23 protein-coding genes are annotated in these 25,037 nt (G+C 69.6%); 14 read left to right on the top strand and 9 right to left on the bottom strand.

All coding sequences use genetic code 11. From position 1 onward, the window contains the following. The first annotated feature begins 70 nt into the window (after positions 1-70). The 3 genes from ACOFKS_RS07695 to ACOFKS_RS07685 are packed head-to-tail and all read left to right on the top strand — an operon-like array spanning position 71 to position 2,198. Complete coding sequence (locus ACOFKS_RS07695) at positions 71-346, top strand: HPr-rel-A system PqqD family peptide chaperone (RefSeq protein WP_419808650.1); 276 nt, start codon at positions 71-73, stop codon at positions 344-346. Beyond that, a complete protein-coding gene (locus ACOFKS_RS07690; protein WP_419808649.1) occupies positions 343-1,209 on the top strand; it encodes an HprK-related kinase A in 867 nt (288 codons plus the stop codon). The genes ACOFKS_RS07695 and ACOFKS_RS07690 overlap by 4 nt, the downstream gene beginning before the upstream one ends. Next, positions 1,194-2,198, top strand: a complete 1,005-nt coding sequence (locus ACOFKS_RS07685) for a nucleotidyltransferase family protein (protein WP_419808648.1) — start codon at positions 1,194-1,196, stop codon at positions 2,196-2,198. Before ACOFKS_RS07690 ends, ACOFKS_RS07685 begins: the two co-directional genes overlap by 16 nt. Here ACOFKS_RS07685 and ACOFKS_RS07680 read toward each other — a convergent pair. Then, positions 2,170-2,844, bottom strand: coding sequence for an HAD-IA family hydrolase (locus tag ACOFKS_RS07680; protein ID WP_419808647.1), 675 nt, complete (start codon positions 2,842-2,844; stop codon positions 2,170-2,172). The two genes, ACOFKS_RS07685 and ACOFKS_RS07680, sit on opposite strands and share 29 nt — an antisense overlap. A gap of 62 nt (positions 2,845-2,906) precedes the next feature. Between ACOFKS_RS07680 and glmU the strand changes: the two genes are divergently transcribed. Together glmU and glmS are read left to right on the top strand one after the other, a co-directional pair. Next, complete coding sequence (glmU, locus tag ACOFKS_RS07675) at positions 2,907-4,253, top strand: bifunctional UDP-N-acetylglucosamine diphosphorylase/glucosamine-1-phosphate N-acetyltransferase GlmU (protein ID WP_419808646.1); 1,347 nt, start codon at positions 2,907-2,909, stop codon at positions 4,251-4,253. 31 nt (positions 4,254-4,284) lie between these two features. Continuing rightward, positions 4,285-6,105 (top strand): glutamine--fructose-6-phosphate transaminase (isomerizing), encoded by a 1,821-nt coding sequence (glmS, locus tag ACOFKS_RS07670; RefSeq protein ID WP_419808645.1) that lies wholly within the window; start codon positions 4,285-4,287, stop codon positions 6,103-6,105. A gap of 10 nt (positions 6,106-6,115) precedes the next feature. Here glmS and ACOFKS_RS07665 read toward each other — a convergent pair whose 3' ends face one another. Beyond that, the gene (locus ACOFKS_RS07665; protein WP_419808644.1) at positions 6,116-7,105 is read right to left on the bottom strand and encodes an SDR family oxidoreductase; all 990 of its coding nucleotides are present in this window, start codon (positions 7,103-7,105) and stop codon (positions 6,116-6,118) included. Positions 7,106-7,204: 99 nt separating this feature from the next. Between ACOFKS_RS07665 and ACOFKS_RS07660 the strand changes: the two genes are divergently transcribed. Both ACOFKS_RS07660 and ACOFKS_RS07655 read left to right on the top strand, forming a co-directional pair. Beyond that, the gene (locus tag ACOFKS_RS07660; protein WP_419808643.1) at positions 7,205-8,119 is read left to right on the top strand and encodes an ROK family protein; all 915 of its coding nucleotides are present in this window, start codon (positions 7,205-7,207) and stop codon (positions 8,117-8,119) included. A gap of 661 nt (positions 8,120-8,780) precedes the next feature. Beyond that, positions 8,781-10,283 (top strand): hypothetical protein, encoded by a 1,503-nt coding sequence (locus ACOFKS_RS07655; RefSeq protein WP_419808642.1) that lies wholly within the window; start codon positions 8,781-8,783, stop codon positions 10,281-10,283. Here the strand turns inward: ACOFKS_RS07655 and ACOFKS_RS07650 are convergent. Together ACOFKS_RS07650 and ACOFKS_RS07645 are read right to left on the bottom strand one after the other, a co-directional pair. Further along, complete coding sequence (locus tag ACOFKS_RS07650; RefSeq protein WP_419808641.1) at positions 10,280-10,945, bottom strand: DUF3142 domain-containing protein; 666 nt, start codon at positions 10,943-10,945, stop codon at positions 10,280-10,282. The genes ACOFKS_RS07655 and ACOFKS_RS07650 overlap by 4 nt on opposite strands. Then, positions 10,942-12,990, bottom strand: a complete 2,049-nt coding sequence (locus tag ACOFKS_RS07645; protein ID WP_419808640.1) for a hypothetical protein — start codon at positions 12,988-12,990, stop codon at positions 10,942-10,944. Before ACOFKS_RS07645 ends, ACOFKS_RS07650 begins: the two co-directional genes overlap by 4 nt. A gap of 159 nt (positions 12,991-13,149) precedes the next feature. Here ACOFKS_RS07645 and ACOFKS_RS07640 point away from each other — a divergent pair, with 159 nt between their 5' ends. The 7 genes from ACOFKS_RS07640 to ACOFKS_RS07610 are packed head-to-tail and all read left to right on the top strand — an operon-like array spanning position 13,150 to position 20,321. Then, complete coding sequence (locus ACOFKS_RS07640) at positions 13,150-13,962, top strand: aldolase/citrate lyase family protein (RefSeq protein WP_419808639.1); 813 nt, start codon at positions 13,150-13,152, stop codon at positions 13,960-13,962. A 19-nt stretch (positions 13,963-13,981) separates the two neighbouring features. Beyond that, positions 13,982-14,824 carry an inositol monophosphatase family protein gene (locus tag ACOFKS_RS07635; RefSeq protein WP_419808638.1) on the top strand — a complete coding sequence of 281 codons (843 nt, stop codon included), beginning with the start codon at positions 13,982-13,984 and terminating at the stop codon, positions 14,822-14,824. Then, positions 14,821-15,795 carry a glycosyltransferase family 2 protein gene (locus ACOFKS_RS07630; RefSeq protein WP_419808637.1) on the top strand — a complete coding sequence of 325 codons (975 nt, stop codon included), beginning with the start codon at positions 14,821-14,823 and terminating at the stop codon, positions 15,793-15,795. Before ACOFKS_RS07635 ends, ACOFKS_RS07630 begins: the two co-directional genes overlap by 4 nt. Continuing rightward, the gene (locus ACOFKS_RS07625) at positions 15,792-17,090 is read left to right on the top strand and encodes a hypothetical protein (RefSeq protein ID WP_419808636.1); all 1,299 of its coding nucleotides are present in this window, start codon (positions 15,792-15,794) and stop codon (positions 17,088-17,090) included. Before ACOFKS_RS07630 ends, ACOFKS_RS07625 begins: the two co-directional genes overlap by 4 nt. Further along, the gene (locus tag ACOFKS_RS07620; protein ID WP_419808635.1) at positions 17,087-18,121 is read left to right on the top strand and encodes an NAD-dependent epimerase/dehydratase family protein; all 1,035 of its coding nucleotides are present in this window, start codon (positions 17,087-17,089) and stop codon (positions 18,119-18,121) included. The genes ACOFKS_RS07625 and ACOFKS_RS07620 overlap by 4 nt, the downstream gene beginning before the upstream one ends. Next, positions 18,118-19,929: a thiamine pyrophosphate-binding protein gene (locus ACOFKS_RS07615; RefSeq protein WP_419808634.1), complete on the top strand. Its 1,812-nt coding sequence runs from the start codon at positions 18,118-18,120 to the stop codon at positions 19,927-19,929. Before ACOFKS_RS07620 ends, ACOFKS_RS07615 begins: the two co-directional genes overlap by 4 nt. Continuing rightward, positions 19,926-20,321: a GtrA family protein gene (locus ACOFKS_RS07610; RefSeq protein WP_419808633.1), complete on the top strand. Its 396-nt coding sequence runs from the start codon at positions 19,926-19,928 to the stop codon at positions 20,319-20,321. The genes ACOFKS_RS07615 and ACOFKS_RS07610 overlap by 4 nt, the downstream gene beginning before the upstream one ends. Before the next feature lies 1 nt (position 20,322). On the opposite strand, the gene paoC is transcribed toward ACOFKS_RS07610, so the two are convergent. The 5 genes from paoC to ACOFKS_RS07585 all read right to left on the bottom strand — a co-directional run bounded on the left by paoC (position 20,323) and on the right by ACOFKS_RS07585 (position 24,692). Continuing rightward, positions 20,323-22,479: an aldehyde oxidoreductase molybdenum-binding subunit PaoC gene (gene paoC, locus ACOFKS_RS07605; RefSeq protein ID WP_419808632.1), complete on the bottom strand. Its 2,157-nt coding sequence runs from the start codon at positions 22,477-22,479 to the stop codon at positions 20,323-20,325. After that, on the bottom strand, positions 22,476-23,435 hold the full coding sequence (locus ACOFKS_RS07600) for an FAD binding domain-containing protein (protein ID WP_419808631.1): 960 nt from the start codon (positions 23,433-23,435) through the stop codon (positions 22,476-22,478). Before ACOFKS_RS07600 ends, paoC begins: the two co-directional genes overlap by 4 nt. Further along, positions 23,432-24,070: an aldehyde dehydrogenase iron-sulfur subunit PaoA gene (paoA, locus tag ACOFKS_RS07595; RefSeq protein WP_419808630.1), complete on the bottom strand. Its 639-nt coding sequence runs from the start codon at positions 24,068-24,070 to the stop codon at positions 23,432-23,434. Before paoA ends, ACOFKS_RS07600 begins: the two co-directional genes overlap by 4 nt. A gap of 99 nt (positions 24,071-24,169) precedes the next feature. Beyond that, on the bottom strand, positions 24,170-24,412 hold the full coding sequence (locus ACOFKS_RS07590; RefSeq protein WP_419808629.1) for a hypothetical protein: 243 nt from the start codon (positions 24,410-24,412) through the stop codon (positions 24,170-24,172). 67 nt (positions 24,413-24,479) lie between these two features. After that, the gene (locus ACOFKS_RS07585) at positions 24,480-24,692 is read right to left on the bottom strand and encodes a cold-shock protein (RefSeq protein WP_419808628.1); all 213 of its coding nucleotides are present in this window, start codon (positions 24,690-24,692) and stop codon (positions 24,480-24,482) included. Positions 24,693-25,037 lie beyond the last annotated feature (345 nt).

The raw sequence follows: 25,037 nt of genomic DNA, 5'->3' as shown, positions 1-25,037 counted from the left end.
CCGTCATCCCGGCCTCGAGCCGGGATCCCGTTTCTTCCTATTTCACCAAGCGACCGACAGGGGAGGGAGCATGACCGACCCCCTCTACCGCGCCACACCCCCCGGCACCTGCGTCACCGCGGACCTCCCGCCCTTCATCGCGCTCTACGATCGCCGCTCCGGCATTACCCACCTCCTCGCCGAACCCGCGCCCCAACTGCTTGCGGCGTTGGCCGACACCCCCCGATCCCTGTCCGCGCTCCGCGAGCATCTCGCCGCCGACTACGATCTGCCCGACCTCACCGACGACGCTCTCGCCGCGCGCCTGGCCGAACTCGTCGACGCCGGCCTGATCGCCACCGCATGAGGCACAGTGTCGCGCTGAAGGTCGGCCCGGTCGGCTTCCGCATCGGCAGCGACTGGCGCGCGCCGATCGATCAGCTCCGCGCGCTCTACGCCGGCTACCCCGCGCCCTCGGTGCCGGACTTCACCGTCCGGCTGGAAGCGCCCCGCCTGCATCGCCGCTGGCTGCGGCCGCAGGTCGCGATCGGCGGCGACCTGACGCTCCCCGGCGCGCTGCCGCTGCCGCTCGCCCACGCGCTGCTCGCCGCCGAGATGGCGATGAACCTCCAGGTCGCACTCGGCTGGCGTCGGCACCTGCTGCTCCACGCCGCCGTGGTCGAGCGCGGCGGTCGCGCGGTGGTGCTGACGGGCGAGTCGGGCGCGGGGAAGTCGACGCTGGCGGCGCTGCTGATGGCGCGCGGCTGGCGGCTGCTCGGCGACGAGTTCGCGCTGCTCGGCGCGGACGGGATGCTCCATCCCCACCCGCGGCTGATAAGCCTCAAGAACGAAAGCGTCGCGGCGGTCGCGGCGGCGCTCCCGACCGCGCGATGGGGACCCTTGCTGCAGGGCACCCCGAAGGGTGACATTCGCCACCTCGTGCCCGACGCAGGCGGCACCGCCGCCAACATTGGAGTCCGCAACGTGATGGTGGCGAGCCCCGCGCTCTTCCTCTTCCCCCGCTACGGCCACCCCGCCGCCACCCGAGATTTCCTGCCCAGCGAGGCCTTCGCCAGGCTCACTCAGGCATCGACCAACTACGTGTCGCTGGGCGAAGTGGGGTTCCGATCGCTGACCAGTTTCATCAGGCAAGTCCCTGCGATCGCGATCGATTATCCTGACGGCGACGCCGGCGTGGCGGCGGTGGAGGATCTGTGGACGCAGGCCTGACCCTCTGCCGCGCGTTGGCGGACCCGGCCAGCGTCGCGGCGCTCGACGGTCCGGGCTGGACGACCCTCCTGACCGTCGCCCGCGCCGAGCAGCTCCTCGGCACGCTGGCCCACCGGCTGACCGGCCTGCCGGTCCCGGACGAGGTCGGGCCGATCCTTGCCGATACTCGCATCTGGTCCGAACAACAGCGCCGAAGTGCCTTGTGGGAGGCCGAAATGGCCCGCCGCGCGCTTGCGCCGCTCGGCCTCCCGGTGGTGCTGCTCAAGGGCACTGCCTACGCCGCCGCCGGCCTCTCGGCGGGGCAGGGCCGCGCCATCGGCGACCTCGACATCCTGGTCCGCCGCGATGATCTTGCGGCGGCGGAAGCGGCGTTACTTTCCCAAGGGTGGGAGTGGGTTAAGCCCGATCCCTACGACGACCTCTACTATCGCCAGTGGATGCACGAACTGCCGCCGCTCATCCACCGAGACCGCGACCGGATGGCCGACGTCCATCACACCATCCTGCCCCCCACCGCAGGCCCCCGGCCAGATGCCAACTCATTGATAAACGACGCCATTCGACTGGGGAACGGCCTCTACGTCCTCGCGCCGGCCGACATGATCGTCCACGCCGCCGCCCACCTGTTCGCCGACGGCGACCTGACCGGCGGCCTTCGCAACTTGTGGGATATTCACTGCTTGTTGAACGACTTCGGCAGCGAATCGTTAGAGGCCCGCGCCGCGCTCCACGGACTGCTCGGCCCCGTCATGCGAGCGGCCCGGCTGGCCACAACGCTGTTCGGGCATCAAGCGTCCGATGGCTTGCCGCGCAGGAGTACCGCCGATGCCGTCTACCTTCGTCGCCTGCTGACCCGCGACGGGTGGGGCCGCCCGACGCGACCGATGACCCGTCTGGCCTTCTATGCCCGATCGCACCTGCTCCGGATGCCGCCGCCGATGTTGGCCCGGCACCTCTGGATCAAGTGGAGGAAAGGCTTTCAAGCTTAGGAATAAGCGCGGCAAAGTCCTGGATCAGCCCATCGGCACCAAGCGTCTCCACCGGCTGCTGCAGGAAGCCGAACGCGCAGGCGACGACGGGCACCCCCGCTGCCCGCGCCGCACGCACGTCATAGATCGAGTCGCCCACGAACGCCGCGCGCCCGCCGCCGCACCGCTCGATCATCGCCAGCACCATGTCGGGCGCCGGTTTTGCGCGTCCCGGCCCCAGCGTGTCGCCCCCGATCAAGCAGTCGAACCGATCCAGCAAAGCCAGCTCCCCCAACAGCTTGCGTGCGAAATCCTCGCGTTTGTTGGTCACGATCGCGCATCGGACGCCGCGCTCCCGCAGCGCATCGACTGCGGCGACCGCGCCGGCGAACGGCCGGGTGTGAACCGCGATGTTCGCCTCGTAATAGGCGAGCAGCACCGGCAAGAGTCGGTCGAGCGACACCTCGTCGCCGCCGCCCGTCGCCCCGAGCGCCTGCGCCAGCATGTGCCGCGCCCCGCCGCCGACCATCGGCACGATCTGGGTGACCGGCAGCGCCGCGCGCCCGTCCGCCGTCAGCGCATGGTTCACCGCCGCGGCGAGATCGCCGCTCGTGTCGAGCAACGTCCCGTCCAGGTCGAACCCGACGATCGCAAAGGGAAAGTTCATGGCCCGGTCGCTGCTCCCCTCGCTATGGTCTTGGCAAGCACTTCGTGGCAGGGCGCGCCGCCATGGCCACCCGTCCGCTCGCCGTCATCGTGCTCGCCGCCGGCAAGGGCACGCGGATGAAATCCGACCTGCACAAGGTGCTTCATCCGATCGCGGGCCGGCCCATGCTGCTGCACCTGCTCGCAAGCGTCGATGCGCTGTCGCCTGCGCGTACGGTGGTCGTGGTCGGTGCGGGGCGCGAGCAGGTCGAGGCCGCGGTCGTTCCGCTCGGCGCCGAGGTTGTGGTTCAGGCCGAGCAACTCGGCACCGGCCACGCCGTGCGGCAGGCGGAGGCGGCGCTCGCCGGGTTCACCGGTGACGTGCTGATCCTCTACGGCGACGTGCCGCTGGTCACGGCGGCGACGATGCAGCGGATGCTCGATCGCTTGGCCGCGCCGGACCGCCCGGCGACCGTCGTGCTCGGGTTCCGTCCGGCCGACCCGGCGGCCTATGGCCGCGTGATCGCGACCGCCGACGGCCGGATCGACCGGATGGTCGAGTTCAAGGATGCGTCCACTGAGGAACGTGGCGTAACCCTTTGTAATTCAGGATTGATGGCGGCCGGGAGCCACGACCTGTTCGCGTTGCTCGCCCAGGTGAATAACGCCAACGCCGCGGGCGAATACTACCTGCCCGACGTGGTCATGATCGCCGATCGCGCCTCGGCGGTGATCGAGACGGGCGCCGACGAGGTCGCCGGCATCAACAGTCGCGGCGAACTGGCGGGAGTGGAGGCCGCGTGGCAGGCCGAGCGCCGCGCACAGGCGATGGCGGCGGGGGTGACGCTGATCGCGCCCGAGACGGTCTGGTTCGCCCATGATACCGCGCTCGGTTGCGACGTGTCGATCGAGCCCAACGTTTTCTTCGGCCCCGGTGTCCGCGTGGCCGATGGGGCAACGATCCGCGCCTTCTCCCACCTCGAAGGCGCCGACATCGGCAGCGGGTGCGAGGTCGGTCCCTACGCTCGGCTACGTCCCGGCGCGGTGCTGAAGGAAGGCGTCAAGGTCGGCAACTTCGTCGAGGTCAAGAAGACCACCTTGGGCGCGGGCGCGAAGGCGAACCACCTGACCTACCTCGGCGACGCGGAGGTCGGCGCTGACGCGAACATCGGCGCGGGCACGATTACCTGCAATTACGACGGCTTCTTCAAATATCGTACGAAGATCGGCGAGGGCGCGTTCATCGGCTCCAACTCGGCACTGGTCGCCCCCGTCAGCATCGGCGCGGGTGCGATCGTCGCCGCCGGTGCGGTGGTGACGCAGGACGTCGACGTCGACGCGCTCGCGCTCGTCCGCCCGCCGCAACAGGCGAAGCCCGGTTGGGCCAAGCGCTTTCGCGAAGCGATGCGGGCGCGTAAAGCCGCGGGCTAAGCGCGCCTCCCTCCAGAACCGGATCGCAGATATGTGTGGCATCGTCGGCATCGTCGGGCATCAGCAGGTGGCCGAGCGCCTCCTCGACGGGCTCAAGCGCCTCGAATATCGCGGCTATGATTCCGCCGGCATCGCGACCGATCACGACGGCCACATTCACCGCCGCCGCGCGTCGGGCAAGCTGGTCAACCTGACGCGCGAACTCGCCGCCGATCCACTGCCCGGCACCACCGGCATCGCGCACACCCGCTGGGCGACGCATGGCGGCCCGACCACCAACAACGCGCACCCGCACGCGACCAAGGAAGTCGCCGTCGTTCACAACGGCATCATCGAGAACTTCAAGACGCTGCGCGACGAGCTGATCGCGCGCGGTCGGATCTTCACCAGCGAGACCGATACCGAGGTCGTCGCGCACCTCATCAGCGAGCAGGTCGAGGCGGGACTGGCACCGGCGGACGCGGTTCGCGTGGTGCTGCCTCGGCTGCACGGCGCTTTCGCGCTCGCCATCCTGTTCCGCCAGCATCCCGAGCTGCTGATCGGCGCGCGGCTCGGCTCGCCGCTGGTGGTCGGCTATGGCGAGGGCGAGACATATCTCGGCTCGGACGCCTTGGCGCTCGGACCCCTGACGCAGCGGATCGCCTATCTCGACGAGGGCGACTGGGTGGTCTGCACCGCCGAGGGCACGCAGGTCTTCGATCACGAGAACAATCCCGTCGAGCGGCCGATCGTGGCGGGTGCCCGCGCCGAGGTGATCGACAAGGGCAATCACCCGCATTTCATGCTCAAGGAAATCTACGAGCAGCCGATCGTCGTCGCCCAGACGCTGCGCTCCTACCTTCAGCGGATGGAGGAACGGGTGACGCTGCCCATTCCGGACTTCGACCTGGCAGCGGTGAAGCGGGTGACGATCGTCGCCTGCGGCACCAGCTTCTACGCGGGGATGGTCGCCAAATACTGGTTCGAGCAGTTCGCGCGTGTGCCGGTCGACCTCGATGTCGCGTCCGAGTTCCGCTACCGCTCGCCGATCCTGGAGGCGGGCGGGCTGGCGCTGTTCATCTCGCAATCGGGCGAGACCGCTGACACGCTGGCGGCGCTGCGCCATGCCAAGGCGGAGGGGCAGAAGATTGCGGTCGTCGTCAACGTGCCGACCAGCTCGATGGCGCGCGAGGCCGACCTGTTGCTGCCGACGCATGCCGGGCCGGAGATCGGCGTCGCCTCGACCAAGGCGTTCGTCTGTCAGCTGGCGGTGCTCGCCGCGCTGGCCGCCAACCTGGCGCGCGCACGCGGCAAGCTGGACGCGGACGCGGAGCGGGAGCTGGTACGCCACCTCGCCGAGGCGCCGGCGGCGATCAATGCCGCGCTGAGTTACGACGAGGCGATCGCGGCGATGGCGCACACCGTCGCCGGAGCGCGGGACGTACTGTATCTCGGCCGTGGCCTCGACTACCCGTTGGCCCTCGAAGGTGCGTTGAAACTGAAGGAAATCAGTTACATCCACGCCGAAGGTTACGCGGCAGGCGAGATGAAGCACGGGCCCATCGCATTGATCGACGAGAACGTGCCGGTGATCGTCATCGCCCCGTCCGGCCCACTGTTCGAGAAGACCGTCAGCAACATGCAGGAGGTGCAGGCGCGCGGCGGCAAGGTGGTGCTGATCTCGGACGCAGCCGGCATCGCAGCGGCGGGCGAAAACTGCCTCGCGACGATCGAAATGCCGACCGTCCACCCGCTGATCGCGCCGCTCGTCTATGCGGTACCGGTGCAGTTGCTGGCGTATCATGTGGGCGTCGCGAAGGGCGCGGATGTGGATCAGCCGCGCAACCTGGCAAAGAGCGTGACGGTGGAGTGAGAGTGAGCCGTCACGGCATCCCCTTGCCGCCGTTCGCTCCGAACGTCGCGCCGGTGGTGTAGCTGAACTCGTCGGACGCGAGCGCCACGAACAGCGGCCCCAGCTCGACAGGCTGACCGGGGCGGGCCAGCGGGCGGTCGGGGTCGTGGCCGAACTCGCCCATCTTGCCCGGCAGCTGCCCGCCAGCGACCTGAAGCGGCGTCCAGATCGGACCAGGGGCCACCATGTTGACGCGAATGCCTTGCTTGGCGAGCTGCTTCGCCAATGCGCGGGTGAAGATGTGGATAGCGCCCTTGGTCGAGGCATAGGCGAGCAACTCCTCCTCGGGATCGAAGCTGTTGACCGAGCCGGTGTTGATGATCGACGATCCCGGCTTCATGTGCGGTATCGCCGCCTTGGATAGGCGGAAGGGAGCGTAGATGTTGGTCTTGAACGTCCGGTCGAACTCCTCGTCCGATACCTCGAAAATCGTCGCCTTCGACTGCTGATAGGCCGCGTTATTGACCAGGATATCCAGCCCACCCAACCTGTTGACGGCTCTTTCGACGATCGCCTTGCAATTGTCCTCGGTACGCAGGTCCATCGGAATCGCGACCGCCTGGCGCCCCGTCTGACGGATCAGATCGACCACCTCGCGCGCGTCGGGCTCTTCGGTCGGATAGTAGTTGATCGCGACGTCGGCGCCCTCGCGCGCAAAGGCGATGGCGGCGGCGCGACCGATGCCGGAGTCGCCGCCGGTAAGCAGTGCCTTGCGTCCCGCGAGCCGTCCCGACCCCTTGTAGCTCGTCTCGCCGCAGTCGGGGCGCGGCGTCATCCTCGACTGAAGCGCCGGCCAGGGCTGGCGCTGTTCGGGAAAGGGGATGGTCGTGTATTTCGAGCGCGGGTCGGTCATCGCCGCCGGCCGGTCCGCCACGACACCTTGCGCCAGCGCGGGCGTAGCGGCGGCAGCGGCGCCAAGCGCGGCGCCGCCCAGCACGGTCCGGCGGGAAGTGTCTGACATCGTGGCATTCCTTTCGATGGGCGAGATATCGGCTGAACGCCGGCGTGCCGGCTTGGTGCCCGGTTGGCTTTCGCTTTTCGCTGGGCCACAACATGGGTCATGCAGGACAGCGCCTTTCCTCTCATCGCCGGCGTCGAACTGGGTGGCACCAAGTGCATCTGCATCCTCGCGCGCGGCCCGGACGCGGTCGAGGAGGAGATCCGCATTCCGACCACCACGCCGGCCGAAACGCTGGCGGCGATCGAGGCGGTGCTGGATCGATGGACCGGCTTTGTCGGCATCGGAGTCGCCAGCTTCGGTCCCGTGGGAGTTGATCGCGCTGGCGCCGACTGGGGCCAGGTCACCGTCACGCCCAAGCCGGGCTGGTCGCATACCGACATCGCCCGGCGTTTGGGGAGGCGGTACGGCGTTCCGGTCGGCTTTCACACCGATGTCGTCGGCGCCGCGATGGCCGAGGCGGAGTGGGGCGCGGCGGCGGGGTTGGCCGACGTCGCCTATGTCACCGTCGGCACGGGCATCGGCGTCGGGTTAGTCGCGGGCGGCAGGCCCGTCGACGGACTGACGCATCAGGAACTTGGTCACATCCGACCGGTGCGGCTTGGCGGCGACGACTGGATCGGCACGTGTCCATTCCACGGCGCCTGCCTGGAGGGATTGGCGTCCGGTCCCGCCATCGCGGCGCGTGCGGGGCGCAAGGCCGAAGATCTCGCTGCGGATGATTTGGTGTGGGAAAATGTCGTCCACGCGCTCGGGCAGCTGCTCCACACGCTGGTCCTGACCGGCGTGCCGCGTCGGGTGGTGATGGGCGGCGGGGTCATGACCGGCGCGTCCCACCTGCTGCCGCGCGTGCGCGAGGCGATGACGAAAAGCCTGGGTGGCTATTCGATGCTGCCAGAGGTCGCGGCTCCCGACACCTATGTCGTGCCGGCAGGACTCGGCGGTCGGGCGGGGCCGCTGGGTGCCGTACTCCTAGGGGCGCAGGCAGTGCGGGAACGGGCGTTTACGACGCCGTAACCGTGTCGGCTATCAGCGGGAAACGCTGCCGTGCCTTGCTTCGTCGTCGTTTATCGACATTCGCATGCCACGGCATCGGCGACCGGGAGGCGGCCAGGCGCATGGTGCACATATTGGACAGCCTCAGGATCGGTCGTTCTTCAGGGCGGCGGCCGCGAATGCGAACCGGCGGCCATCGTTCATTCGATTATCCATCGCGGCCACGCGAGGCCGGCGCTGATCCTCAATGCCGCCGGGCGCTCGCGACCATGCCGCTACTAGCGCCGGTCATCACAGCGCCCTTCGACCGGCTTAACGAGGGCATTCTGCTGCTCGCAGTCGCCTGGTCGACGGTGCTGCTGATGGTGCTCACGGTCCCGAGCCGCGTGATCGCCCGCCCAGGTCTTGCCGCCCTCGACCGAGTCGAAACGTACATAGGCCGGTGCGCGCGTCGCGGTTGTTGGCGCTGCTTCGGGAAGACGACCGCGAGCATGAGTTCGGTGGGCTGGGACTGCAGCGGTGCGCGAACACGTGATTGCCATGACGGTGCACCGCGCCCAGAAAGTGTGGGAAGGGACCTGGTGCGGTCGCCATCCTGACACTCCGGGCGGTAAACACACTGAAGGTGGCGGCGCGATCGCCGTTAACCAAGCGCTGACACACCGCTGATAGTCGGACGCACATGACCGCGACCATCGCCGCTGCCGATGCACGCTCGGCCTTCGAGCGCGATGTCGCACGCTGGTGGCGTCCGACGCTGCTGATCGTCGCCATCATCGTGGGGACCGCGGCGCGGGTGTTTTATAATCGGGCGATGCCGCTGTGGTTCGATGAGACCTTCACCGGGATCATCGCGGGGCAGGCGACGCTGGGCGGGCTCTGGCACTGGCTGCGGACGGAGCTGACCGGACCCGGCTATTACGCGCCGATGTGGCTGTGGGCGCGTTTTGCGGGCGTGTCGACCGAGGCGTTGCGCTTCCCGAGCCTCGCCTGCACGCTGCTGGCGCCGCTGATCGTGTGGCGGCGGGGGCACCCCGACGCGACGATGCGGCTGGCGTGGGCGGCGGTGCTGCTGCTGTGGATGCCGGCGGGCGTGCTCGCGTCGGATGCGCGGCCCTATGCGCTGCTGTTCCTGCTCGGCACGCTGCAGATCGCGGCGTTCTGCGCGCTGATGCGCGAACCGACGCGAGCGGCGGCGCTGCGATGGGTGCTGCCGACGCTGGCGATCGGGCTGACGCACTATATCGCGCTGCTGCCGGGGTTGGTGCAGGGATTGATGCTGCTGGCCGTTCACCGGCGGTCGGCGGTCCGGCTGTGGCCGGCGGCGGCGCCGTTGCTGGTACTGATCGGCTGGATGGCGATCCACCTGCCGTTTGTCGTGCGAATCCAGAGCGTTGGGATTCCTATGACGACGACGCTGACGCCCTATGTCATTTTACAGCTGCCGGCCCTGATCGCGGGGGACGGGCTGTTCGCGGGGATGCTGGCAGCGTTGCTGGTCTGGAGTGGGTCGATGCGGGTGCGGGAGGTCTCGCTGCGTCGCTGGCGGCCGAGTGCGGAGGCGTGGACGGTGTTGGCGGCGATCGCGAGTTTCGCCGCGCTGTTCGGGATCGGCTTGATCGTGCCGGGCATGGCCTTGCGCTATTTCCTGCCGACGCTGCCCGGCCTGCTGTTCGCGCTCGCCTGGTGGCTGACCGGCGCGTTGAAGCGAGGGGAGGCGGCGGCGGCGGCATTCCTGCTGACGATGGTGGTGGGCTGCGCCGGGGTGGCGGTATCGGGCTGGCGCGACACCTCGCTCGACCAGCGCCATGCGTTCGGCATCGATCTGGCGAGCCGCTGGCTGGCCGAGCGAAAGGTCGGGCGGCTGCTGTTCTTCTGGTCGGACACTACCGCCGAGCTGGCGCCCGACCTCGACCGCAATCTTGCCGAACTCGGCGGCTTTTTCCTCCACCGCGACGGTCAGCCGGTGCCCGTCGACGTGCTCCACGTCCCGCAGGAGGCGAACGCGGTCGCGGCGGTGGTGGCGCGGGCGGACGCGCGCGGCGACAATGCGCTGCTGTGGGTCGGCAATGCACGAGGCGACAACCCGTTGCGCCAGCCTGATGCACTGATCCGCGATCCACGCTGGGACTGCCGCGATTTCGGCGCGGGGCTGGCGATGTCGCTCGCCTGCCGTCGCCGCTAGGATCGGCGCAGGAAGACGACGTAGCCGCGAAAGCGCGGGTTGCGGACGAGACCCGGCGGCGGCGTCCAGTCGCCGCCCTCCAGCAATCCGACGCGGAACGGGATCGGGAGACGGTCCAGCCGGGCGAGATAGCCCGCATAGCCGGGGATGACGCGGCGGCCCTGATAGATCTGCACCACCACCTCGTCGACGACGCCGGCGAGCTGGTTCAGCCCCGCCGGATCGCCGTTCGCGCTCCAGTCGAGCAGCCCGGTGATGCCGAGCCGGCAATCGCGCGGCAGTTCGGCGCGCAATCCGCGCAGGAAGGCGGCATAGATCGCGAGGTGTCGCGTCCGCGCGTCGAAGTCGATCTGGACGCCGACGACGCGATTGCCCGCCGCGCGCCAGCGGGCGAGCTGCGCCAGAAGCTGGCGGTGGACCAGCGGCGACCAGGTCAGCGTCTCGACCCGCACGACCAGCCACACCTCGGCCCCGCGCACCCGCGGCACCGCCGGGCGCTGAGCGACATAGCGGGCGTCGTCGGTGACCTCGCCGTTGAGCAGGTACACACGCCGCGCCCGCGCCAGTTCGGGCCGGGGTCCCACGCCCGCCCACAGCCAGAAACTGTCATGGTCGCGTGCGTTGACGGTCGCCGCAGCGAGGGCGAGAGCGGCGGCGATCACCAATAGAGCGGCGACCTGGCCCAGCGCGAGCGCGGGAACTCGCGCTGGAGCCGCTGGAACCACGCGCGCCGCATCGCGACCGGCACTTCCGGCCCGCCGCACGAGTTGGTGCCGGTCGGCTGATAGCAGCGGATCGCGCGATACAGCGCATAAGCCTTGTCGTCCGTCGGCGTGCCCGGTTCGGCGAGCAGCGCGCGATAGACCGCCGCGCGCTCGTACGGCTTGCCCGAAAACAGAGACCGCGTGCCGCCCAGATCGGCGGCGACCGGCTGTTCGTCATAGACGCCGCCGTCGAAATCATTGGCCTGGAAAAAGTCCGCGACGCACAGCCGCCCGCGTGGATCGCGCGGATCGACGGCGAGCCTTGCGGCGGTGGCGCGCAGCGGCGGACAACCGAGATCGCCGAGCCGGTCGGTGCGGACGAAAACGCCGACCGGGATGTTGGGTGTGTAGAGCAGCCCTTCCCACGAGATCGGCTCGGTCGATGCGGCGGCGGGGACCAGGGCGAGGTCCTGCCCGAACGCCGCGTAGGCGCCACGGCTCAGCTCCTTGTAGAGCAGCTGGAACAGCGCCACCGCGCGCTCGTGCGGCGACACCTCGGTCGATCGAGCGGCGCGGCGCAGCATGGCGGCATCGGCGACGGTGAACAGCAGCGTCTCGCGCAGCACGGGGGTGGTCAGCGGCGAGCCCGGCGCGAGCAGCGCGTCGAGATGTCCAGCCCGCTCCTCGTGCAGCGCCAGCCCGAGTTCGACGACCGCGCGCTGCATCGGCGCGCCCGCCGCCGGTAACAGCGTCAGCCAGAACCCGCGCGCGTTGGCATCGCCGACCGCGTCCAGCGCCTGACCGCGCAACACCTGCCGGCTGAGCGCCACCGGTGCGATGCCGCGCTCGCGGGTCGCGTCCGGGATGAGGCGCAGGACCTCGGCAGGCTGATTTGTCACGTAGAGCGCGAAGGCGGCTTGCAGATAGCCGTACAGCGCCGGTTCGCGCGCAAAGGCGGGACGCTGGCGGGTCAGCTCGGCGGCGGTGAGCACCGGGTCGCCCGCACGCATCCGGGCGAGATCGAAGGTCGCGAGCAGCAGCGGGTCGGCGATCGCGTCCAGCGTCGCCGGCCGCAGCTTGTTGTCGATCTCCTGCACCAGCGCGACGTCGTCGATGCCGCGCGTCGCCGCGTCCTGCGCCAGCAGGGCCGCATAGGCCCCGGCGAGGCGGGCGGTGTCGCCGCCCAGCCACCAGACGCGCCGCAGCAGCCCGCGCGCCGATCCGGCATAGCGACCGGTCGGATAGGCGGCGAGATAGCGGTCGAAGCCGGTCGACGCGCGCGCCAGCGCCGGCCGATCGACCTTCGTGGCATCCAGCTCGCCCCAGTCGTCGAACGCCGGTGCCTGCGCCCGGTTGAGCTCGACGCGCGCGGTCATGTAGCGCGCGGTCTCCGCCAGCCACGGATCGCCCGCGTCCGTCAGCCCGGCGAAGCCCGCCGTCGCCCGGTCGAAGTCGCCATTGTAGAAGGCGGCGGCGGCGACCAGGTAGTCCGCCCATGGCCGGGCCGTCCGCGCGACGGCCGGTGCCGCCGGCGGTAGCGTTTGCGCGCAATCCGGCGCGAACGCATCGCGCGCCGCGATCAGCGACGCTCGGTCATCGTCGGCGAGGCCGCGCGCGGCCCGCACCGCGGCGGCGAAGGCGCGCCTGCCATCGTCGTTGCTGCGGCACCGCGAGCCTTCGCCATCGGTAAAGGCCTCGCGCGCGGCGGCCGGCGGCTGCCAGGCGTCGCGATACGCCATCCACTCGAAATGCGGGAGCAGCGGCGCCTGCGGATTGCCCGGCGGCTGCGCGGGCAGGCGGTGCCGGTCGCGGAGCAGCAGGAACAGGTTGACGCGGGTGTCGTTCGCCGGCCCCAGCACCAGCCGGTTGTCGCAACCCGTCGCCTCCCGCAGCGCCAGCGTCCAGCGCGGCGTGCAGCCGGTGTCGCCGCTCGCCCAGGCTGGCGCCGTCCAGCCGAACGCCGCCGCGAGCGACGCCAGAACCACCACCGCAAACCCGCGCATCCCGCTCTCCCCCGACGGGCATCGTGCCCCGGTCGGGGTCGTCGCGTCGAGAGGCAATCGACGTCGGCCATCCGATCGCCGGCGGTAACGTGTCGTTTACCATCTCCGCGTTAACCCTTCGCCGGAAGCCCGCTCGCCGGGCCATGGAAAGGGACCGCGGTGAACGTTCTGGAACGCAAGATGCTCGATGCGCTCAAGATGGGGCGCGACGAGTTCGGCGTGGTCGCCGTCAAGGCCGAGTTCGAGGCGGAGGGCACCCGGCCCGACGAGTTCCTGCGTCTGCTGGAGCTGACGCAGCGCGCCGACCTGAAGGTCGCGCTCAAGATCGGTGGCTGCGAGGCGGTTTCCGACCTGCTGTCCACGCACCTGTATGGCGTCGACTACGTCATCGCGCCGATGGTCGAGACGCGGTACGCGCTGTCCAAGTTCGTCGACGCGCACCGCAAGACGCATGGCCGCGAGCCGGGCCGGACGCAGTTCCTGTTCAATCTCGAAACCGAGACGACGCTTCGCAACCTGCACGACATGCTGCCGCTGGCGAAGGAGGGCGTCGACGGGATCGTCTTCGGCCGCGTCGATTTCACGCTATCGCGCGGGTTGCCGCGCACAGCGATCAACGACCGCGAGATCACCGATGCGGTGGTCGCGGTCGCCAAGGCATGTCTGGCGACCGACCTGGAGCTGGTGGTCGGCGGCTCCGTCACCGCCGACGCGGTGGACGCGCTGCGCGAGGTCGCCGCGATCCGCCTCGATCGGTTCGAGACGCGCAAGATCGTGTTCGACGGCGCCGCGATCAACAGCCACACGATCAAGGCGGGGATCGCCAACGCCGCCGAGTTCGAGCTGATGTGGCTCCAGAACAAGCGCTCCTTCTATCAGCGGATCGCGGACGAGGACGTCGCCCGGATCGACATGATGCAGTCGCGCGCACGCCATTTCGTGCCGCAGACCCGGATGGCGGCAGCCGGCTGAGCCCGCTAGGCGGCGGGCCATGACCATCTCACACACCCTGATCGACGATGTCGCCGCGCTGCTCCGGCAGGTGGCGGCGGACGTCGTCATGCCGCGCTTCGGCACGCTGGCGGCGGGGGACATCGTCGAGAAGACGCCCGGCGAGCTGGTGACGGTCGCCGATCGCGAGGCCGAGGTGCGGCTGACCGCCGGGCTGTCGGTGCTGGCGCCCGATGTGCGCGTGATCGGCGAGGAGGCGTGCGCCGCCGACCCGTCGTTGCTGGATACGGTGGGGGCGGGGCGGCACTGGCTGGTCGACCCGATCGACGGCACCGCCAACTACGCCGCCGGGCGCGGGCCGTTCGGGCTGATGATCGCGCTGGTCGAGGATGGCGAGACGGTCGCCGGGTGGCTCTACGATCCGCTGCACGACCGGCTCTGCACCGCCGTGCGCGGGCAGGGGGCGATGATCGACGGCAGGAGCGTCCGCGCCGCGATGCCGCCGCGCGACCGCTATGTCGCCGGGCTGGCGACGCAGTTCATGTCCGCCGCCGACCGGGCCGCGGTCGAGGCCGGCGGCGCCGAGCATTTCGATCTCGTCCCGATCCCGCGCTGCGCTGCAGAGCAATATCCGCGCCTGGTGCTGGGCGAGAACGACGTCGCGCTGTTCCAGCGGACGCTGCCCTGGGACCATGCCGCCGGGGCGCTGTTCGTCGTCGAAGCGGGCGGGGTGGTCGCGCGCTGGGACGGGACGCCCTATCGGCTGGACGACGGCAGGACCGGCCTGCTCGCGGCCAACAGCCTGGCGGCATGGACGGCCGCGCGGCACGCGCTGTTCGAGCTGGGCATCGCGCCGCCGCCGTTCGGCGAACGGCTGCCGTGACGACGCCGGAAATCTCCGTGGTGATCCCGTGCTACAACGAGGAGGGCAATGTCCGGCAGATCCATGCCGCCGTCAGCGCCGAGCTGCGCGCGCATGCGGCGAGCCATGAGATCATCCTGATCGACAATCACTCGACCGACCGCACCCGCGCGCTGCTGCGCGAGATCGCCGCCGCCGATCCGGCGGTGCGGGTGATCTTCAACAACCGCAACTACGGCCAGATGCGCTCGCCGACGCACGGCATCTATCAGGCGGAGGGCGCGGCGGTAATCGGCATGTGCGCCGATTTCCAGGACCCGCCGGCGCTGCTCGGGCCGCTGATCGCGCAATGGCGGGCCGGGGCGGAGATCGTGCTGGGCCAGCGCCGGGCGGAGCGCGCGTCGTTCGCCACCCGGCTGAGCCGCACGGTCGGCTATGCGTTGCTCGGGCGGTTCGCGGACCATCCGATCGTGCCCGGCGCGACCGGGTTCGGGCTGTACAGCCGCGCTTGCGTCGATGCGCTGGCGGCGTGGAACGAGCCGGAGCCGTTCTTTCGCGGCATGCTGGTCGAGAGCGGCTTTCGCCTCGCGGTGATCCCGTTCGACCGGCCCGCGCGCGCGGCCGGGGAGAGCAAGAATAACTGGCGGACGCTGGTCGACTTCGCGCTCAGCGGGCTGGCCGGATCGACGCGGGCGCTGCTGCGGTTGCCGCTGCCGTTGTCGGTCGGTGCGGCGGGCGTGGCCGTGCTGCTGCTGTTTGGGTCGATCTTCGCGTCGCTGCGCGACGGGCCGGCGGGTCTGCTGCTGCTGTTGGCGGTGCAGGTCGGGATCTTCGCGGTGCTGCTGTTGTTCCTCGGGCTGCTGGGCGTGCAGGTCCGCGCGATCGCCGATCGGACGCGCAACGTGCCGCTGGTGATCGAGGAGGAGCGGATCGGCTTTCCCGCCGGGCGCGAGCGGCCGAGCACGCGCACCTTCGTCCAGCCGCTCGCGTGACGGCGGCGCGGCGGGTCTGGGCCGAAGCGCTGCTGACGCTGCTCGTGCTGGCGGGCGGCGTGAATGTCGCGTTCCGCTACATGGTGGACGGGCGGTTGCCGCAGCCGTTCGTGTTCGATGCGCGCGATACGTTCATGGATTGGTTCAACACCGCTTGGTGGGCGCATCATCCGGGCGCGTTCGAAGTGTGGCGGACGGTGTATCCGCCGCTGTCGTTCCTGCTGCTCCAGCTGTTCGGGCTAAGCGGCTGCTATGCCGGCGATCCGCTGACCGCGCGCGATTGCGACACGCTGGGCTTCGCCGCGATCTTCGCCGCCTATGCGGCGACGGCCGGGCTGGCGGCGGTCGCCTTTCACCGCCGCGACCCGCTGACCGCGCCGTGGCGCAGCCTCACCTTCGCGTTCGGATTGCCGCTGTTGTTCGCGTTGGAGCGGGGCAATCTGATCCTGCTGTGCCTGCCGTTCTTCATCCTCGCCTATGGCGGGCTGTCGCGGTCGGTGGCGGTGCGCGCGGTCGCGGCGGCGGTGACGGTCAACCTCAAGCCCTATCTGGTCGTGCCGGTGCTCGCCTGGGTGGTGCGGCGCGAGTGGCGGCAGGTGCGGCTGGCCGTCGTGGCGGGGCTGGCGATCTATCTGGTCAGCTTCGCGCTGTTCGGGTCGGGCGATCCGGTGCAGCTCGTCTCGAACACGATCGGCTTCGCACGGGTCGGCACCGTGCTGGTCTGGGAGCAGGGACTGTATTCGACCAGCTTCGCGCCGTTCCTGAGCCTCGACACCGGGCTTGCGCCGAACCCCGCACTGGTTGAGGCGGCGACGCCGGGCTGGTTGCTGTTCCTGATCCCGTTCGCGGTCAATGCCACCCGCGCGCTGGCGCTGGCCTGTGCCGTCGTGGGTACATGGTGGCGGCCCGACGCACTGACGGGTGCCCGCGTCGCGCTGCTGCTGCTCGGCACCTATCTGATCGGCCAGTCGCCGGGAGGGTACACGCAGACGTTCCTCATCTTCCTGCTGTTCCTGGAGCGCGCGGAACGGCGCGGACCCGCGATCGCGCTGGTCGCCGGGTATCTGCTCAGCGTGCCCTGCGACCATGTGCTGTGGAACGTGCTCCACCGGCCGGGCGACAGCTGGCTGTCGGGGCTGCCGATCGGGCATGAGTTCGGTATCGCGGTAGGCATGTACGTGCGCCCGCTGCTGATCCTCCTGATGATCTGGAGCCTCGCGGTCGACAGCCTGTTGCTGATCGCGCGCGCGCCGGCACCGACGGGCAGCGTCGGACCGGAGCCGGTGGCGGCATGAGCTGGTCCTTCGCCGACGATCTCGCCGCGATCGACGCGGCGTTCGCCGACGACTGGCACCGGCTTGCGGGCGCGCGGTTGTTCGTGACCGGGGGGACCGGCTTCATCGGCCGCTGGTTGCTCGAAGCGCTGCGCTTCGCGGACGGGCGCTACGGACTCGACCTGCGCGTCACGACCCTGACCCGCGATCCGGCTGCCCTCGCCGCCCGCGCGCCGCACCTCGCCGGCCATCCCGGCTTCCGCTTCGTCGCCGGCGACGTGCTGAGCCTCGCGCCCGACCGCGAGCGCTACACCCATGTCATCCACGCCGCGACCGACGCCAGCGCCAAACTGACCGCCGAGCAGCCGGCGCTGATGTTCGACACGATCGTGACGGGCACGCGCAACGCGCTCGATCTCGCGGCGGCGTCGGGGGCGCGGGTCCTGTTCCTCAGCTCGGGCGCGATCTATGGCGCGCAGCCCTGGGACGTGGCGCATATCGGCGAGGACTTCGCCGGTGGCCCCGACCCACGCAATGTCGGCAACGTCTATGCCGAGGCGAAGCGTGCCGCCGAGATGCTGTGCGCGATCCATGGCAGGACGCGCGGGCTGGAGGTGGCGACCGCGCGCATCTTCGCAGTGCTCGGCCCGCTGCTGTCGCTCGATACGCACTTCGCGGCGGGCAATTTCATCCGCGACGCGATCGCCGGGCGCACGATCCGGGTCGAGGGGGCGGGGACGGCGGTGCGGTCGTATCTCTACGCCGCCGACCTGACCGCCTGGCTGCTCGCGATGCTGGTGCGCGCGCCGGCGGGCACGACTTACAATGTCGGGTCGGAGGAGGCCGTGTCGATCGCGGCGCTCGCTGAGCGCACCGCGGGGGTGCTGGGCGGGGCAGGGCACGAGGTGCTCGGGCGGCCGGATGCGGGATGGAATCTGGGGCGCTACGTGCCCTCGACCGCGCTGATCCGGCGGGAGTTGAACGTGCGCGCGACGGTCGGCCTCGACGAGGCGATCCGGCGGACGGCGATGTGGAACGGGTGGGACAAGTGACCAAGATCAAGCTTTCGACCTGGCTGGCCGACCGGCTCGCCGACGCCGGTATCAGCGACGTGTTCATGGTGACCGGCGGCGGCGCGATGCACCTCAACCATGCACTCGGCACGCATGCGGCGCTGACGACGACGTTCTGCCATCACGAGCAGGCGCTGACGATGGCGGCGGAGGCATATTACCGGCTGACCAATCGGCTGGCGGTGGTCAACGTCACCTCCGGTCCCGGCGGCACCAATGCGATCACCGGCGTATGGGGCGCGCATGTCGATTCATGCGGGATGCTGGTCATATCGGGTCAAGTGAAGACCGAAACGACGGTGCGCGCCACCGGCCTGCCGTTGCGCCAGTTCGGCGATCAGGAACTCGACATCGAGCCGATCGTCCGCCCGATCACCAAATACGCCAGGATGGTGACCGACCCGTACTCGATCCGCTATCATCTGGAAAAGGCGCTGTACCTCGCCCGCAGCGGGCGGCCGGGGCCATGCTGGCTCGACATCCCGCTCGACGTGCAGGCGGCGCTGATCGATCCGGCCGACCTGCCGGGTTTCGATCCCGCCGAGCTGGACGAGCCGTGGCACGCGACCGACCTGCCCGCCGTCGCGGCCGCGATCCTCGCCAAGCTGCGCGCGGCGAAGCGCCCGGTGGTGTTCGCGGGCAGCGGCGTGCGGCTGTCGGGCGCGCACGCCGACTTCCTGCGGCTGATCGAGCGGCTCGGCGTGCCCGTCGTTACCGGCTGGAACGCGCACGACGTGTTGCCCAACGACCATTCCCTTTACTGCGGCCGTCCCGGCACCGTCGGCGACCGCGCGGGCAATCTGGTGACGCAGAGCGCCGATCTGTTGCTGGTGCTGGGGTCGCGCCTAAACATCCGCCAGGTCAGCTACAATTGGGCGAGCTTCGCGCGAGGGGCCTACAAGATCTGGGTCGATATCGACCCGGTGGAGTTGCAGAAGCCGACCGTCGTCCCGGACATGCCGGTGGTGGCCGACCTCAGCGCGCTGATCCCGGCGCTGCTCGCCGCGCCGTACGACGGGTCGACCGCGGAGCAGCATGACTGGCTGGCCTGGGCACGCGCGCGTGGCGCGGCGTTCCCGGTGATCGAGGCAGCGTATCGCGACAACGCGCAATGCCACCCCTATGTGGCGATGGAGGCGCTGTTCGAGGCGCTCGACGAGGACGACGTCGTCGTCGCGGGCAACGGCAGCGCGTGCGTCGTCAGTTTCCAGACCGCGCAGCTGAAGCCCGGCCAGCGGCTGTGGACCAACTCCGGCTGCGCCACGATGGGGTACGACCTGCCCGCCGCGATCGGCGTCGCGGTGGCCACCCGCAACCGGCAGCGCGTCGTCTGCATCGCGGGTGACGGCAGCATCATGATGAACCTGCAGGAGCTGCAGACGATCGCCGGCTATGGCATGCCGGTGAAGGTCATCCTGCTCAACAACGCCGGCTACGTCTCGATCTTCCAGTCGCAGCGCAACCACTTCGGCGTGGAGGTGGGCGCCGGGCCGCTGAGCAACGTCACGTTTCCGCAGTTCGAGCGGATCGCCGCCGCGTTCGGCTTCACCTATTTCCGTGCCGACGATCACGACACGCTGGGAGCGGTGTTCGCCGAGGCGCTGGCGGCACCGGGGCCGGTACTGTGCGAGATCATGGTCGATCCCGACGCGGGGTTTGCGCCGAAACTCGGCGCGAAGGTCCATGCCGACGGGCGCATCACCTCGCCGCCGCTGGAGGACCTGTCGCCGTTCTTGCCGCGCGAGGTGCTGCGCGAGAACATGCTGATCGATCTGGTGGACGAGTGACCGACGGACGCCCGCTCCGGTTCCTGATCGTCGGCGGCATCAACACCGCGTTCGGGCTGGCGGTCTATCCGGCGCTGCTGATCGCGCTGCGACCGCTCGGCATCGGTTACATGGGCGCGCTGCCGATCGCGCAGGCGGTGAGCCTGGTGTTCGCCTACACGTTGCAGAAGATCTGGGTGTTCCGCACGCGCGGCGACGTGCCGCGTGAGTTCGCGCGCTTCGCCTCCTTCTACCTCGGCATCTACGCGATCAACTGGCTGGCGCTGCCGTTCCTGGTCGAGGTGGTGCGGCTGCGACCATGGGTCGCACAACTAGGGTTCGTCGGCGCGACGGTGATCGGCAGCTGGTTCTTCCACTCGCGCCTTACCTTCGGCGCCGCGCCGCGTCGCTGAATCAGGCGATCGCGGGCAGGCGCGCGAGGTGCTTGTCGAGCGTGATGGGATAGTCGCGGACGCGCACCCCCGTGGCGTTGTAGACCGCGTTGGCGACCGCCGCGCCGACGCCGCACATCCCGAGTTCGCCGACCCCCTTGGCCTTCATCGGCGAGGATTTGTCGTCGGGATAGTCGAGGAACACGACCTCCTGATGTGGGATGTCGGCGTGGACCGGCACCTCGTACCCGGCGAGGTCGTGGTTGACGAAGAAGCCGAAGCGCTTGTCTACGGCCAGCTCCTCCATCAACGCCGCGCCCGCGCCCATCGTCATCGCGCCGATCACCTGGCTGCGCGCCGCCTTCGGATTGAGGATGCGCCCGGCGTCGCATACCGCCAGCATACGCCGGATGCGGACCTCGCCGGTCCAGGCATCGACGCCGACTTCGCAGAAATGCGCGGCGAAAGTCGATTGCTGATAGCGTTTGGCGAGGTCGCCATATTCGATCTGGTCTTCGGCGGTCATGCCGACGGCTCGCTTCAGGTCGATCGTGCCGAACCGCGCCTCGATCTCGCCGCGCAGCTTCATGCAGGCGGCGTAGACCCCGGCGGTCGAGTTGTTCGCGCCCCATTGCCCGCCCGATCCGGCCGATGCGGGGTGGTCCGAATTGCCCAGCAGCACCTCGACGCGGTCGAGCGGCACACCCATCACCTCGGCGGCGGTCTGCGCGATGATCGTATAGGTGCCGGTGCCGATGTCGGTCATGTCGGTCAACACGGTAATGCCGCCGTCGGCGCGGACACCGACCTTTGCCGCCGACTTCATCAACAGGTTGTTGCGGAACCCCGCCGCCACGCCCATCCCGACCAGCTGATCGCCGTCGCGTACCTGTGCCGGCCTGGCCTGGCGCCGCGACCAGCCGAAGCGGGTCGCACCGGTCCGCAGGCACTCGATCAGGTGGCGTTGCGAGAAGGTGCGTTCGGGCTTGGCGGGATCGACCTGCGTGTCGTTGACGATCCGCAACTCGACCGGGTCCATGCCGAGCTTCTCGGCCAGCTCGTCCATCGCGATCTCCAGCGCCATCAGCCCCGGTGCCTCGCCCGGCGCGCGCATCGCGTTGCCTTCCGGCAGATCCAGCGTGGCCAGTCGCATCGACGTCATGCGGTTCGCGGCCGCGTAGAGCAGCTTGGTCTGCGACACCGCCGTTTCCGGCCCGCCGCCGGGCAGGTCGCCCGAGCCGCTTTCATGCGCGATCGCGGTCAGCCGGCCGTCGCGCGTCGCGCCCAGCCGGAGACGCTGCACCGTCGCCGGACGGTGCGTCGTGTTGTTGAAGATGAACGGGCGGGTCAGCGCCACCTTGACCGGCCGCCCCGCCGCCTTGGCGCCGAGCGCCGCGAGCACCGCGTCGGCACGGACGAACAGCTTGCCGCCGAAGCCGCCACCGACATATGGCGCGTCGAGGCGGACATTCTCCTTTGGAATGCCCAGCGTCTTGGCGATGTCGCCCTTGCTCCAGGCGATCATCTGATTGGCGGTGTAGAGCGTCACCCGATCACCGTCCCACGCCGCCGTCGTGGCGTGCGGCTCCATCATCGCGTGGCTGTGGTCTGGGGTGGTGTAGGTCGCGTCGACCGTCACCGGCGCGGCGTCAAAGGCGTCCTCGAACTTGCCGACCCGCTCGACCGCCGGCGCGGCGGAACCCTCGCCCGAGCTGTCGCCCTTCAGCGGCGCGACCTTGAGCGCCGCGTCGAGGTCGTAGCGACCCTTGTCGCGCGCATAGTCGATGCGGACCAGCGCGGCGGCGGCGCGCGCCTGTTCGAACGTGTCCGCGACCACGACGGCCAGCGCCTGGTGGTAATGCTCCACCGCCGGGCCGCCGAGCAGATGCGCGGTGTTGAAGTCGCCCTTGCCCAGCTTGCCCGCATTCTCGTGCGTGACGACGGCGATGACGCCCGGAGCGGCGCGCGCGGCGGCACTATCGATCCGGGTGACGCGCCCCTTCGCGATCGCGCTACCGACGATGTAGCCGTAGGCGGGGTCGGCGATCCGGTCGTGACGCTCATAGGCGTAATGCGCGGTGCCGGCGGTCTTGGCGGGGCCGTCGATCCGGTCGGTCGGCCGGCCGATGACCTTCAGCTGATCGATCGCGTTGGTGCCCGCGGGCGTGTCGAACTTCATGCGAGAGCACCTTTCGCCTGGGCGAGCACCGCTGCGAGCGTGCGCTCGGCGAGCGGCAGCTTGAAACCGTTGTCGGCGGTCGGCCGGGCGCCGGCGAAGGCGCGCGCGGTCACCGCCTTCGCGCCTTGTGGCAGCAAGGCGTCCGCCGCCTCCACGCGCCACGGCTTGGGCGCGACGCCGCCGAACGCGACCCGCCCCGTGCCGTCGCGCTGCACCACGGCCGCCACCGACACCAACGCGAACGCGTAGGACGCGCGGTCGCGGACCTTGCGATAGACGTGCGTGCCGCCGATCGGGCGGGGCAGGGTGACGGCGGTGATGAGCTCGCCGGGCCGCAGCACCGTCTCGACCTGTGGCGTGTCGCCCCACAGCGCGTGGAAATCGGCGATCGGCACCGCGCGCGCGCGGCCTTGCGCGTCGACCGTCTCCACCGTCGCGTCGAGCACCCGCATCGCGACCGCCATGTCGCCAGGATAGGTCGCGATGCACGCATCGGATGTGCCGATCACGCCCAGCTGGCGCGAATAGCCGCCGATCGCGGCGCAGCCCGAGCCCGGCTTGCGCTTGTTGCACGGCTGATTGGTGTCGTAGAAATAGGGACAGCGCGTGCGCTGGAGCAGATTGCCCGCGACGCTCGCCTTGTTGCGGAGCTGGCCTGATGCCCCTGCGACGATCGCGCGGGTCAGGACGCCATAATCGCGGCGTATGCGCGAGTCGGCCGCGAGCGCGGTGTTGCTGACGAACGCGCCGATCCGCAGGCCGCCGTCCGGCGTCTTCTCGATCTTGTCGAGGCCGAGGTCTTGGACGTCGACCAGATGCGTCGGCGTTTCGATCTCCAGCTTCATCAGGTCGAGCAGGTTGGTGCCGCCGGCCAGGAACCGCGCGCCTTGAACTCGGCCCACCGCGCCGGCCGCCTGCGCGGGCGAGCTGGCGCGTTCGTAGGTGAAGCTCCTCATGCGCGCGTCCCCGCCACGTCGGCCATCGCATCCGCAATGTTGGAATAGGCGCCGCACCGACAGATGTTGCCGCTCATCCGCTCGCGCAGCTCGGCGTTGGTGACGGCAGGCTTAACGGTGATGTCCGCCTGGACATGACTCGGCACGCCGGCGCGAATCTCGTCTAGGACCGCTACCGCCGAGCAGATCTGGCCCGGCGTGCAATAGCCGCATTGATAGCCGTCATGCTTGACGAACGCGGCCTGCATCGGATGCAGCTTGTCCGGCGTACCCAGCCCCTCGATCGTGGTGATCGTGTCGCCGTTATGCTGCAGCGCCAGGCTGAGGCAGCTGTTGATGCGCTGGCCGTTGACGATGACGGTGCAAGCGCCGCACTGACCGTGGTCGCAGCCCTTTTTGGTGCCGGTCAGGTGCAGATGCTCGCGCAGCGCATCGAGCAGCGTGGTACGTGTATCCAGCCGCAGGTCGTGGCGCTTGCCGTTGACCTTGAGCCGGACCGGCAGCTGCGGTGGGTTGCTCGCCGGCAAAGGGGCCGCTTCGACGGGCGGCACGGCGGTGAGCGCCGCACCGGCCGCACCGGCGATCAGCACACCGCGTCTCGATAGCAAGCTGTCATCATCCCGGCTGGTCGTCATCGCCGCTTCTCCGCCAAATCGCCTGGAAATAGGCGATACGTACCATGTGGCTACCTACGGCTGTGCGCGCCGACGGTTCCATCTGGCGGACCGGTCGAGCTACGCTTCCCGCAACGTGGCCATCAGGCCCGGACGATCGGAGTCGTGGGCCGCGTGCTCGGCGGAGACGCTGGCCGCCTCGCGCGCGTCGCGGGCGTTCTCGGTGCGAAGCGAGCGTTGCGCCATCGCGCTCCACGCCGCTTCCGCGCGCAGACAGCGGTCGCGGACATTGTCCAGTTCGGCGGCATCCGCCTGCTCGCGACACTCGGTCGCGCGCTGGTGGAAGATCAGGGAATCACGCATCGGTCGTCTCCTCGAACTGGCTGAATGAGGCACCGGGCGACCTCGACGGGCCGCCCGGTGTCACCGGTCAGTTCGCGGCGACGAGGTTGACCGCGGCCATCTTGCCGCGACGGTCCTCCTCCAGCTCGTAACCGACGCGCTGGTCCTGGCTCAGCGTGGCCATACCCGCGCGCTCGACGGCGGAGATGTGGACGAATGCGTCCTGCCCACCGCCATCCGGGGCGATGAAGCCATAACCCTTGTCGGCGTTGAAAAATTTGACGGTGCCGGTCTGGCTCATGTGATCGTTCCTTTTGTGATCGGCGGCCCCGCTGGGACGGCCTCGTGTGCCGTGGAAGCAGGGATGGAAGGAACGAGGGTGCCGCAAAGCGCCGTAGGACCGTCGATATGCGACTATAGCAGATTGAATGTAAGGTGCCGACGCCCAAGTTGCAACGCGGCGCTGTCGAAGAATGTGGCGGCCGAGTCGGCATAGGTGCGCGGCCAAACGGCGCACATTAACGATATTTCTCGCTGCAGTGCGTCATTTCGTCCCGGTCACGCAACGATCCATCGCCGTTTCTTTGACTCTCGATCGCCGCCGCAACAATGAGCTCTCAGTTTAGCCAGCGCACCCTCGTCCGAG

This window comes from Sphingomonas sp. (genome assembly GCF_965200135.1).
In the GTDB taxonomy this organism is placed as follows: Bacteria; Pseudomonadota; Alphaproteobacteria; order Sphingomonadales; family Sphingomonadaceae; genus Sphingomonas.
Note: the sequence above shows the minus strand (reverse complement) of the source record. Positions and strands in the feature narration are given on the sequence as shown.